Source organism: Granulicella tundricola MP5ACTX9, from assembly GCF_000178975.2.
GTDB classification, from domain to species: domain Bacteria; phylum Acidobacteriota; class Terriglobia; order Terriglobales; family Acidobacteriaceae; genus Edaphobacter; species Edaphobacter tundricola.
This window is the reverse complement of sequence record NC_015064.1, coordinates 1,692,988-1,706,551: the sequence shown is the minus strand read 5'-3', so window position 1 is coordinate 1,706,551 and position 13,564 is coordinate 1,692,988. Positions and strand designations below refer to the sequence as shown.

General features: G+C 63.1%; 4 protein-coding genes. All 4 read left to right on the top strand.

Going from position 1 to position 13,564, the window contains the following annotated elements:
* The first annotated feature begins 74 nt into the window (after positions 1–74).
* From ACIX9_RS07315 to ACIX9_RS07300, 4 genes are read left to right on the top strand one after another with little or no spacing between them, the layout of a single operon-like run.
* Complete coding sequence (locus ACIX9_RS07315; RefSeq protein ID WP_013579838.1) at positions 75–1,994, top strand: ligand-binding sensor domain-containing protein; 1,920 nt, start codon at positions 75–77, stop codon at positions 1,992–1,994.
* A complete protein-coding gene (locus tag ACIX9_RS07310; RefSeq protein WP_013579837.1) occupies positions 1,991–4,375 on the top strand; it encodes a VIT domain-containing protein in 2,385 nt (794 codons plus the stop codon). Before ACIX9_RS07315 ends, ACIX9_RS07310 begins: the two co-directional genes overlap by 4 nt.
* Entirely contained in the window at positions 4,359–11,789 is a 7,431-nt protein-coding gene (locus ACIX9_RS07305; RefSeq protein ID WP_013579836.1) for a tetratricopeptide repeat protein, read from the top strand. The genes ACIX9_RS07310 and ACIX9_RS07305 overlap by 17 nt, the downstream gene beginning before the upstream one ends.
* A complete protein-coding gene (locus ACIX9_RS07300; RefSeq protein WP_013579835.1) occupies positions 11,786–13,501 on the top strand; it encodes a hypothetical protein in 1,716 nt (571 codons plus the stop codon). Before ACIX9_RS07305 ends, ACIX9_RS07300 begins: the two co-directional genes overlap by 4 nt.
* The last annotated feature ends 63 nt before the right edge of the window (positions 13,502–13,564 follow it).

Here is a 13,564-nt window from a genome sequence, read left to right as displayed (position 1 = left end):
GGAGTTATCCACAGGCTCCATCTGGCTCCTGCTACAGTGTCATCTCAAGCAGTCTCTCGGGTGCCACGAGCTCCATGCGTAAGGTCAGTCTTGCTGTCTCAGCCGGTCTCCTGTCAGCCGTAGCCGTAGCCGCCTGCCTCACGCTCTGGCACGTCGAATCCAGCCTCCACACCATCCGCCGCCAAGTCGCCGCCTCCGGCTCCCTCCCCTTCGACACCATCACCCTCGAACCCGCCTCCTCCCATCCCCTCTTCGAGCCCGTAGCCCCACCCGACACCTTCACCACCGGCGCATCCCTGGCCGGCAAGCTCTACCTCGCCGGCCCCGGCGGCATCGCCAGCGGGAGCACCTGGCTCCGCACCGGCCAGGACCTCCCCTCCGCCCCCATAGTCGCCCTCACCACCGCCCGCCTACGCGGAGACCCCCTACCCACCCTCCTAGCTGCCACCCAGGGCCAAGGCCTCCTCATCCTCCGTCCCGGCAAGCCAATCCAACAAATCCTTCCCCGAGATCTCGCCGAACGCGACATCACCGCTCTCCTCCCGCTAGCCTCCGGAGCCCTCCTCCTGGGCACCCGCACGGCTGGCCTCCTCGTCTACGACGGCATCACCCTCACCCAATTCCGAGCCGACTACGCCACCCTCCCCATCACCGCACTAGCCGGAGACGAGTCCGACATCTGGGCCGGCACCCGCACCCGCGGAGTCCTCCACTGGCACGCCGGCGAAACTCAATCCTTCGACCAGACCAACGGCCTCCCTGACAACCAGGTAGAAGACATCATCACCCGTGACGGCACCTCCTACGTCGCCACCCCTCTGGGCGTAGCCGAATTCACCAACGGCCGCCCCACCCGCACCCTCGGCAAAGGCCTCTTCGCCCACTCCCTCGCCCTCGGCGAATCAAACCTGATGGTCGCAACGCTCGATCAGGGCCTGAACCAGATCCCGCTCACAGCCCACTCATCCAGAATCTCTCTCTCAAATCAGCCTCTCAGCATCACTCACTTCTTCAAGGCAGACGGCACCCTCTTCGCCATCTCACAGGATGGACTCTTACGCCAGGATGGAGCCGCAGGCTGGCAGAAGATCACCACTTCGCCGTCCCAAACCCTCTCCGACCGCAACGTAGCCGCCCTCAACTTCGCCCCCGACGGTCGTCTCTGGGTCGGCTACTTCGACCACGGCCTTGACGTCCTCGACCTCACAACCAGCCATGCGGAGCATGTCGAGGACGACCACATCTTCTGCGTCAATCGCATCGTACCCGACCCGCAACGCCACACCATGGACGTAGCGACCGCCAACGGTCTCGTCCTCTTCGATCCCACCGCAAACACCCCCAAGGAACGCCAGATCCTCCTCCGCAAGGACGGCCTCATCTCAGACCAGATCACCGACGTAGCCTTCACCAGCACCGGCATGACCCTCGCCACTCCCGCCGGCCTCACCTTCTTCACCCCCGCCGGCCCCCAGAGCCTCTACACCTTCCAGGGCCTCGTCAACAATCACGTCTACACCCTCGCCAGCGAAACCACGAGCGCCCACATTGTGGCCGGCACCCTCGGCGGCATCTCCGTCCTGGACGACAGCGCCGTCCGCCAGAACCTCACCCTCTCTAACTCCGGCCTGAAGCGCAACTGGATCACCGCCATCGTCCGCGTGCCGCATCCCTCCGCATCCGACACCTGGTTCGTCGGCACCTACGGCGGTGGCATCACAGAGGTCGACAGCACCGGCCACGTCACCCCCCTCAACGGAGCCAACACAACCGCCGTCATCAATCCCAACGCCATGCTCCGCACCAGCCAACACATCTTCGCCGGCTCACTTGAGAGCGGTCTTCTGGTCTACACCATCTCCTCGCAACATTGGTCCCAGATCACCGCGGGACTTCCTTCACGCAACGTCACAGCCTTCGCCGAGAAAGATGGCGAACTCTACATAGGCACAGACAACGGCATTGTCCGAGTCGAAGAAGCGAGGCTCCCATGAGCGCTCGCATCCAGCTTCTCTTAGCACTCTTGCTTGTCGCCTTCATCCCCGCGAGAAGCCAATCCGGCGTCCTCGTCCCCAAGGACAAGGACCAGCCTGATCCAGCCGTCCTCTCGCTCGAAGAGATGAACGTGGAGATCGTCATCGACAACGGCGACGCCCGCATCTTCGTTACGCAGATCTTCGCCAACCACACCAACCAGGTCGAAGAGGGCAACTATACCTTCGCCCTCCCCACCGGCAGCACCGTCTCTGACTTCGCCGTCTGGGACGGTCCCGTCCGCATCCCTGCCGTCATCCTCGAGCGCAAACGCGCCGAGGAGATCTACTCCGAAGCCCGCGCCCAGGCCATCGATCCCGGCCTCCTCGAAGCCGGGGAGCGCGACGGCTCCGACCCCAAGGCCGACTCCACCTTCACCGCCCACATCACCCCCATCCCCGCCTACGGCACCAAGCGCCTTGAGCTTGAATACCACCAGAAATTAAAGGTCGATCGTCTCGGCCAAAGCTTCGTCCTTCCCCTCAAACCAGCAGACGCGGCGCAGCAGACCGCAGCCCATCTTCGCATTCACATTGAACTCCACTCGTCAATCGCGATCTCCAACTTCCATCTCACAAATCAGGCCTTTCCCCTGCAGTTCAGCAAGCAGGATGCTCACACTGTCGTCGGCGTATGGCAGTCCAACAACGTAACCTTCACCGACGATCTTGCCGCCACATGGACTCTCGATCCCAAGGCAGCCGACACCCTGATCGTCTCCACCTTCCGCAACCCGCACCCGCCTCTCCCATCCGCCACCGAGCGATCTCCCAAGCCCCCGCAGCCAGAGCCCGGCTTCTTCCTCGCCCAAACCCTCATCGCGCCGGAGCCACCCGCCACCACCCATGCATCAGAGCCACGCAATGTGATCCTTCTTCTCGACACGTCTTTATCCATGCAATGGGACAAGCTTGAACGAAGCTATGCAGCTCTTGAAACTGTTCTCCGCAGCCTTCAACCGACCGACCGCTTCTCCCTCATGCTCTTCAACCAAGACCTCTCCTGGTTCCGTCCAGACCCTACCCAAGCCACTCCTGAATCCGTCCAGGAAGCCCTGCAATTCATTCGAGCGAGTCGTCTCCGTGGCGGAACGGACCTAGGCAAAGCACTCGCCGCCGCGCTCACGCAAGCCAAGTCTCCAAACCAGAGCCTCTATCTCTTCACCGATGGCAACTCCGATCGTGGCGTCACCATCCTCGACAACAAGATCGCCGCAGCCTACACCCAGCAGTGGAACCACTCCACCCATCCCCGCACCAATGTCTTCGCCATCGGTGACGACGCCAACCTCCCGCTCCTGCGCCTCCTCGCCCGCAACGACGGCCTCTTTGAAAACGTACTAACCACCGAGCCCCTACAGCCCAAGCTCGACGTCTTCCTCGCCCACAGCGTTTCACATCCCACGCCCGGACTGCACCTCGAGGCCGCGCCATCAGCCTCCGTACAAAATGTTTATCCCCTCGATGAGGCCGTCTACCCCGGCTCCCTCGCAGCCTGGGTCGGTCGTTACCTCACCCCCACGAAACACGTCACCTTCACCGCCCAGGCCGACCGCGAAGGCAAGCCTCTCATAGCCTCAGCCACCCTGGATCTCCCGGCGGAGTCCCTCGAGCATCCTCAACTCCCGCGCCTCTGGGCTCAGGCCAGGGTCAACATCCTTCTCGATCAAATCACCCGCGAAGGCGAGTCCCGCGCCGCCATCGACGAGATCATCGAGCTCTCCCGCCGCTACAAGTTCGTCACGCCCTACACCTCCTTCCTTGCCGCCCCGCGTTCCCTCCTGCGCCCGCGCGTCATCCGCCCCGGCGATCCCGTCCTCCGCATCCACACCGACCCCACCATCACCTCCGTCATCGCCCTCTTCCCCTTCGGCCTCACCAAGCCGCTTCGCCACCTGCCATCGGAAGACACAACCAAGGGCCCTGACAGCGACCGCCTCTGGGAGACCCGCTTCCTCGCCCCCACCGACATGAGCGACGGCACCTACCAGGTCCGTCTCATCCTGCGCGACGTTCGCGGCAATACCTACTCAGAGCAGAAGAGCTTCGTCATCAACTCCACACCGCCCACCATACGCATCAAGCTGGAGCGCATACGCTTCCATCGTGGCGAGATCATGCTCGTCAAAGCCGGCGCCCCAGCCTCAACGCAAACCCTCACCGCCCACCTTGAAGGCGCGGCACCCGTAGACCTCCGCTGGAACAACGCCGCTGCAGCCAACACCGGTCAACTCCGCATCCCGGACACCATGGCCCCCGGGACCTACACCCTCTCGGTCACCGGGGAAGACCTCGCACACAACGTCGGATCGCAGGAGGTGAGGATTGAGGTCATTCCCTGATCGCACCCTCGCCCGCATTGGCGTCCTCGTTGCCTTGGCTGTCCCCGCAACCTTCGCAGCCCGCGCAGACCTGCCGCTTTGGATGCAGTCCGTCGTCTCCAACTCCTCCATCGAAGCCGCGCTCTACCGCACGATGGATCTCCCCGGCATCCGCATGCTCTACCCACGCCCACCCGCGGAGGCACAGCACGAGCTCACCGCGCTCGTCTCCGCCAAACCTGATACCGCGCAGTTATACGCACTGCGTGCCCATGCGGATGAGCAGGCGCTCGACTTCACCGCCGCAGAACAGGATTGGAAGAGCTTCGCCGCGCACTCGAAAGAATCCGCAGCTGCAGAGTTCCAACTAGCCGACTACTACCATCGCCGCAACCAGGCCCAGCAGGAGATCACCGCACTTCAACAAGCCGCCTCTTTGCCATCTTCTGCAACTGAAAAGTTCCTCTCCGCAGACAAACAGCAAGCCTGGATGGCGTACCCACGCGCCCTAAGCGTAGCCCACGACCAGGGCCTCTCCGACGACATTACCCTTGCCATCGACAAAGCCTGGATCACCCGCTACCCACAAGAACCAGCCCCCCGCGCAACCCTTATCTCAACCCTCCTCCGGCAGCGCCGTTTCGACGAAACCCAGCACGCCATCGCCGACTACCAGACCGCCTTCCCCCAGGACCAGATCCTGCCCATCAAGGCCACCGCTCTCCTGGCCTTGGACCAGAACACTCCAGACGCAACCACCCGCGCCCTCGCCCTCTTCGACAAGGAGTATCAACCTCTCTGGCCGTCTGACCTGATCCAGACATACTTCCAGCTCCTTACCGCGACCCACACAGCCCACGCCATGCTGACCAATGCACAAGCTCAACTTGTGCAACATCCGGACGATCTCAACGCAGCCACCCGGATCGTCTTCTACTTCCAGCAGCAAGGCCGAACCCAAGCCGCAACTGACACCATAGCCCGTTACGCCGCCGGCAAGGATGCGAGCCACACTCCATGGTCTCCGGACGAGCTCTACACCTTCGCCACCTTACTTAGCCGGTTCTCGCAGTATCCATCGGCCGCACGTTATTACTTCGCCCTCGCATCCACGCCCGGCCATCTCGCCGCCACCTCTCAGTCACCTGAAGAAGCGGGTCTAGCAGGCATCATCCACATCCTCCTTAACGCGCCTGATCAGGCGATCGACCTGGGCTCCGGCAATCTCTCCATCTATGGCGACCTTGCCACCATCGACCGAGGCCCCGGCTATCTCAACGGCATCCTCTCCCTCTGGCTCAACTCCCAAAACCCTGCATCTGAGCTAAGCAGCGAAGAGCAAAAGGCCGTCCCATACTTCCACCGCGCCAAGGCAGCAGAACTCCTCACCGGCCTGGACCAGCGCTTCCCCACCTCAACCGCCCGCCCAGCCCTTCATGCCGATCTCATCCAGGCCCTCGCGACCTACGGGGACGACACCGCCGTCAAGCAAGCCGGCCAGAAGTTCCTCGCCGACTTCACACAAGCGCCAGAGCGCATGCAAGTTGCCTTGCAGTTAGCCGACGCCTATGCACGAACCGGCGACACCAAAGCTGAATTCGCCCTGTACGAAAGCCTGCTCACGGAACTCTCCGCACCTTTGCAAGGCATGCCCCTGACCGCAGCAGGCACTCAAGCGCCCGCCACTACTCCCTCAGCCACGGACACCGAGACCTTAGAAGTCCAAACTTCCGCGCCTCCGTCCACGGCAGCCCTGCTCCAGCAGGCACTCGTCCTGACCCCCACCCCACCCTCCACCACCGCCAAAGCCCAGGCCTACCAGCAGATCCTCAATCGCTACCTCGGGCGTCTCGCCACGACCAACCAACTTCCCGCCGCACTTGCCGTACTCAAGAAGGAACTAGACCGCAACCCCAACGATCCGCTCCTTTACGAGCGCCTTGCAGACTTCCTCCAGCAGAACAACCTCGCAGCCCAGCAGGAGCAGGTCTACCAGCAGGCCCTCGCCCGCTTCAACGACACCAGCTTCTATAACAAGCTCGCTCGCCTCTATCTCCGCGAGCGCCACCGCGAGGACTTCTCCACCCTCACCCGCAAGGTCGTCGATACCTTCGAAGGCACAGACCTCGAGCAGTACTTCGCAAACGTCAATCACACCTGGCCAGAGGCCTACCTCCAGCTCAACCTCTACGCCCACCAGCGCTTCCCTCATGACCTCGCCTTCACGCGAAACCTCCTCTCCGCCTACGAGACCAAAGGCACCGCAGACCCCGCAGCGCACGAGCGACTTCTCCGTGAGCATTGGCAGGAGTCCCCGGACCTGCAAGCCCAGTTTTTCGATCTACTAAGCCGCACCCAGAAGCTCCCCACAGAACTAGCCGCCCTTGAAGCGCTCGCACCCTCACCGGCCGAACAAACAAAAAATCCCGCAGCCGCACAGGAACTCGCCGAGCTCTACCTCTGGCAATCCCACTTTGAGCAGAGCGCGCCGCTGCTGGGCCAACTGGCTGATCAGTACCCGGCAGAACAAAGCATCGGCACGGAGGCCGCCAGCGTCTTCCGCTCTCTTGCCTACTTCGATCCTACCCAGATCGCCCACTCCGTCAACATCAGCCGGCATCTCTCCGCAGCCGACCCCACCAACCTCGACCACCTCGCAACCATCGGCGACACCTACGCCGACAGCACTGCAACCAGCCTCAACCTTGACGCCGGCAATCAGCTGACCCAGGCCGCCCCATACTGGCTCGCCATGGCAAATATCCACCCCGGGCTCCCGGACGGCTACCTCGAGTCCGCCACCGTCTTCTGGGATTACTTCCAATTCGACGGGGCCCTCGCCCAGATCGAATCTGCCCGCAAGCACTTCAATAACCCTGCACTCTACGCCTATCAGGCGGGCGCAATCGACGAGAACAAACGTGACGTCCCCCGCGCCATCGCAGAGTACATAGCCGCGATCACAGCCGAGCCTGCACACACCCACGGTACCGAATCCGAAGCGGGCACCGAATCCGACGCCCACAGCCGCCTCCTCACCCTCGCCACGCGCCCGCAGTTCAAGACCCTCATCGATCAAGCCACAGCGTCCGCCGCATCCGCGCATCCCACCCTCGCCACCCTTGAACTCCGCGCCGACATCCTCGAAGCCCTCCAGCAGAAATCTGCCATCGCCCCTCTCGTCGAAGCAGCCATCGACAAATCCACCACCGTGGATTCCCTCCAGCAACTCGCAACCTTCAGCCAGGCCCATCAACTTCCCGCTCAATACCGCAGCGCAATCCAACATGAGATCGCTCTCGCCACTGACCCCATCCAGCACATCGAACTTCAATTCCAACTCGCCAACGCCTTCCGCGACGCGGGCGATCTCCCCAGCGCACTTCACCTCATCGACTCGGTCCATCAGTCCAACCCAAAGCTCATCGGCGTCGTCCGCACCACCACAGAGTTTTATTGGAACAACAAGCAGCCAAAGCAAGCCGTCGCCACCCTCGTCCAGGCCTCGCATGAAGCCAACCCAACCCTAGCCTGCGGCTACACCCTCGAAGCCATCGCGAAGTCGAATGAGAGCGCAGACTACATAGGCGCTCGCACCCTCCTCAAACCCCTGCTTAACGCCGATCCCTTCAACCCCCAATACCTGAACCTTCAAGCGCAAAGCTTCTCCCTCGCGCATGACGACGCCGCACTCCGCGATCTCTACTCCTCCACCCTCGCGGCTCTCAAGACCGCCCCACTCTCAGCGCCAGAAAAGCGAGACAAGATCGCCCTCGCCCGCCACGCCATGATCCCCGCCCTCACCACCCTCAAGGACTACGACGGCGCCATCGACCAACACATCGCACTCATCAGTGCCTTCCCGGAAGACCCCACCATTCTTCAGGCCGCAGCCTCCTACGCCCGCTTGCACGCTCGCGAGACACGCCTCATCGCCTTCCTCAATAAGACCGCCGCAAACTCCCCTCGAGACTCCCGCTTCCTCATCGATCTCGCCCGCGTCGACGTCCAGTTCGAAGATTACCCCGGCGCTCTCGCCGCCTACTCCAAGGCCATCGCCATCCGCGCGGACCGGCCAGATCTATACATCGCCCGCGCCGATCTTGAAGAGCATCAGCAGGCCTTTGACGCGGCCTGCGCCGACTACGACCGCCTCTATCTCCTTACCTACCGCGATCCGCAATGGATGGAAAAGTCCGCTCTCGCCCGTGCCCGCCAGGGCAAGCCGGACCTCGCCGTCAAAGCCCTGCAGACCGCCCGGATCGAAGGCCGCCCAGCCTCTGCCGGAAACAACTTCCGCGTAGCGGACCAACTTGAATCCTGGAACCTGATCTCACAGGCCACGACCTTCGCGGAAGAAGGCGTCAAGCTCGCAGGCGACGACTTACTCACCACACCACAAAATAACTCCGGAGCCGTCCTCTACGTCCGTCTCCTCGCGCGCCAGCGCAAAGCTTCAGATGCTTTCGCCCTCCTCACTCGCCTGCTCCAGTCCTCCACAACCTCTCCGTCCGCGCCCGCCGTCATCGTCCAGCAGGTAGAGCAAAAAGGCCTCGCATCGGTGACGGACGCAGACTGGCGCAAGCGTCTCGTCGCTATGCGCCAGCAACAGGCCCAGACCACCTATCGCGACGCAGTCCAGCAACTCTGCAACGCCGTCGCATCCTTCTACACGCCCGAAGAAAAGTCCTCCTTCGCCACCCTCCTTGACGCCCGGCGCGCCAACCGTCCCGCAGCGGAAGTAGCCGCCACATGGATTCCCGCCGCCCGCACCGCCGGCCTCAAAGATCGTGAGGCGGTCTGGCGGCGCGACGTGCTCCTCAACTCTCCCCGCCTTGGGACCGCACGGCTCAATGAGTTCGACACACTCGAAGCCTCCCGCATGGACAACATTGTCCGCGCTCAAACGCTCGATGCCTACGCCGCGCTGGTCAAGCCGAACGTCCAAACCAAGGTCCTTACCATGGCCGCGCGAGCATGGCGCGACGCCGGCGATAAAACCCATGAGATCGCCGATCTCCGCAAGCTCGTCCTCGGCCATCAACAGCAACAGGCAGAGCAGCGTCTCTTCGAGCTTTACCTCGCCGGTGACCTAACCGCTCTCCTTCAACTCACCACCGGCAAGAGTCACGTTGCGGATCAAGCTGCAAACTTCGTCTTGGCAAACGCCACCCAGCCTCTCGCTTACAAAGCTCTGCAAAACCGTTCCCTCGGCCGCGCACCTGTCTGGGCCAGCGCCAACTCCGCTCTCCTCGGTCTCTACTTCGCCGATATGTCATCATCCACTGACTCCGCCTTCCAGGCAGCGCTGGCCGATCAGACCATCGGCGAGCGCCTGCAATCCAGGCCAGACAAGAGCAGGCAACTTGTCGGCGATCCATGGTTCTACTACGGCTCACGCTACGGCGTCTGGCTGACCTTATCTCCTAAACCGACACACGATCCGGAAGACTTCCTGCCGTCTGACATCGAGCACGCTCCCAACGATGCCGCCAGCTACCTTGCCCTCGCCCAGCTCTATCTCGACGCGCACAACGTAGACGGTGCGCTCGGAGAGTACCGCCACGCCATCGAGCTTGACCCCATAGACCCCACACCCAATATCGCCATGGCGGAGGCCCTCTGGTCCGCCAATCGCCACGAAGAAGCTCTCGCCGCATGGAATCAAGGTCTCACCAAACTCCGCGCAATGGTGGACGAGCACGCTGTCCCAGAAACCTTCTGGACCCAGTTCGGCGTTCTCGCCAAAGAAGCTCACGACCATCAACTGGGCGCAAAGTTGAAGCCCGGCATGAGCCTCGTCCTGGACGCCTATCTCCGAAAGAACGGCGACTACCGTTCCTCGGAACTCCTGCACTCCGCGTGGCTCTCGCTTGAAAAGGAAAACCTCGGAAAAGCAGTTGACTGGATGATCTCGCTTATCAAGTCCATGCCGCTCTCGGCGCAGTCCAACAGCCTTTCCGCACTGGCATACGAGCCTTGGTTCCCCAAGCCACAGATGGAACGCGTCTACCGTCTCCAGATCGCTCTTCTCCAGGGGCATCCGCAGTCTGAGCCCGCCGCCCAATCCACGGGATACGACGACTATTCCCTTACCCAGCTCACGACCGTCCAGACCACCTATCTCAACTGGCTCATCACCGCCAACCGCATCGCCGACGCACAGCACCTCTATGACTCCATCCCCGCCTCCCAGCGTCAGGATGATCCCCTCCAACTCGCCTCCATCGTCCTCGCTGCCCGTCAATCCCAACTGCCCGCGCTGCTTGCCACATATCAATCAGACCCATCTGCGGCACCCTCCCTCAGCCAACTTTCGCTGGCTGCTAACCGGCTTCGCTTGGAGAAGGACAGCGCCAACAGCCGCCTGCTCCTCGAATACGTCTTCCAGCAGAAGCTCCAGCAACAACTCCTCACCGCGCCTGACTACCTGGCTCTCGCGGAAGCCCGCATCGACACCGCCGACCTTCCCGGCGCACTCGATCTCCTCAACCGCCTCACCCTCCAGGGCAATCTCTACGACAACCTGGACGCCGCCTCCACCCTCCTCGTCCGCACCGGCCACAACGCCGAAGCCTTACCCCTGCTTACCCGCCTCGCCAACGGCACACCTTGGAACCCCAACTTCCGCCTACGCCTCGGCCAGGCGCAACTTGCCCTCAAACAGACCTCTGCGGCCTCAGCCACACTCTCCGCCCTGGCCGCGGGCGACGACGCACCCTACGCCCTGCGCGCGCAAGCTGCAGAAGCTCTCCACTCCGCACCCACCGCCAAACAGTTCAGCAGCGCGGAGCTCAATCTGGTCGCCAGCGGTAAGGCCACCCCCCAACAAGCCGATCAACCCTACTTCGTATACGCCCGCATCCTCGCAGCGACCCAGGCCACGCCCGCACAGCGTTCCACGATACTGCGCGATGCCCTCAAGATCGCCCCGGACGCCATGCGCAACGGCCTGCGCCTCCAGCTCTTCCACGCGGAACTAGCCCAGTCCCACGATGAGCAAGCCAGCGCAGCCATCGAGCCGATCCTCCCAGCCATTCGCTCCCTCCTCGCCCCACCCGCAACCCCAGACGACGCCCAGCCAGACAACGAAGCCCCGCAGACAGACACCATGCCCACACTCGACATCCCATACTCCGTCGACTCCATCCTCAACACCCCCGCCTCCCGCCTGTCCCTCGCCTTGGCTCTAGCCTCCATGCATGAACACACCCACGCCTCCGCTGAGGCCATCACAGACCTTCAGGCAGCCCTTGAACTCACAAACGCCCCACCCCAAAAGCTCACCCTCCAATCCCGCATCACCACCCTTGAGGACACCCTGAACCTCCAGCGTCAGAACAATTCCCGCCTTCCCATCCTCCAGAACGCCCTCACCCAGACCAACCTCGTACGCCCCCGTCTCACCGCCGCAGCAGCCCAGGTGCCTAAATGAGATCTCTCCGCATCCCCCTCATCTCGTTCCTGCTGCTGATCCTCTGCGGAGGAGCAGTCTACGCAGCCCTCCAATCCAGCGCACCGGGACCTGCCCCCCTAGCCTCCTATGCCCCGCCCGGGGCCCTCCTCGCCATTGAATCCCCAGACTTCGCCTCAGTCCTTGCCGCCTGGACCCACTCTTCCGAGCGCAAGCGCTGGCTCGCTGGCGACAACTACGCCGGCTTCTCCCGCTCTCGCCTCTTTGACCGTCTCAGCCAGGCCCAGGATGAGTTCGCCACCACCGCCGGTCTCCCACCCGACTCAAACTTCCTCCAGCAGATCGCCGGCCGTCAAAGCCTCCTCGCCTGGTACGACATCGGCAATCTCGAGTTCCTCTACATCACTCGCCTCCCGCCCGGCGACGCCGCCAAAACCCCGCTTCTCCAGCTCCGTGACCGCTTTGAGCAGCGCAAGGCAGGCGACGCAACCTTCTTCGTCCGCACCCAGCAGGAGCCCGCCCGCACCGTAGCCTTCGCCGTCCAGGGCGACTACCTCCTCCTCGCCACCCGCGAAGACCTCCTCGCCGGCGCCCTTGAACTCCTCCAGCACCCAGCCGCCGCAACCAGCCGCACCCTCCTCAACGACACCTGGTACGCCACCACCATAGCCGCTGCCAGCAAGACCCCCGGCGATCTCCGCATGACCCTGAACCTCGCCAAGATCGTCCGCTCCCCTTACTTCCGCAGCTACTGGATTCAGCAGAACGTCTCAGAAACGAAGCAGTACATCGCCGCCCTCAGCGATCTCTACCGCTCCCCGGACGCTCTCCGCGAAGAGCGCGTCCTCATCCCCGCCGACCCGGACACCCAGCCCCAAACCTCAGACCTCAGTTCCGTCCTCGACCTCGTCCCACCCGGCCTCGGCGTCTACCGAGCTCAGTCCGCCCCCACTACAGCAGACATCCTCACCCAGTTTGAGGACAAGCTCCTCTCCCGCAGACCCACGGAACATTCAGACACCCACATCGCCCCGCAAGCGGATCTCTCCACCCCCGAATCAGGAACCTCAACCAACCTCGAGCAGCGCATCGACGAGCCCACGCTCCCCGCCCAACCCCGCGAGCAAGCCCTCACCGCCCTCCGCACCCTCTTCTCCTCCGCCACCCCCACGTCGCTTCTCTCCTTCTCTACCGTCGACCCCGCTCCCAGCACCTTCACTCCAATCCACACCGCCGTCGCCCTCACGGCCGCCGCCCCCTGGAGCCCCACCACCCTCCAGCAAGCCCTCACCGCTGCCCTGCTCCCACGCCTCTCCTCGCCAGGCACCAGCCTGCAGTGGACTCAGCGCGACGAAGGCGGCAGCTCCTCATACAGCCTCGAAGGCCCCCAATCCCTGACCTTCGCGCTCATCGGCAACACCTGCGTCCTCGCGTCCGACTACCCAACCCTCCATCAGCTCCTCTCCGCGCAGCGCACCGCTACCCACTCCCCCCGCATCGCCTCCACCATCGCTGGCTTCAGTCACCGTGCTGAGCGTCCGCCATTTCTCCATCTCACAGCCACGCTCGATCACTCCGCCTCGCCATCCGCCGGCACGACCCCGGCCTTCTTCTCCCGCAACCTCGCCAGCCTCAGCCAGACCTTCGTAGACCTTGACTCCGAGAGCTTCACCCAGGCTCCCGCCAAAGACGGTGCAACACGCCAAACCGTTCTCTATCAATGGAAGCGATAGCTAATCGTCCAATCCAAGACCATCTTGATACCACCTCCGGGGGATACCTCCGTGACATCCCGG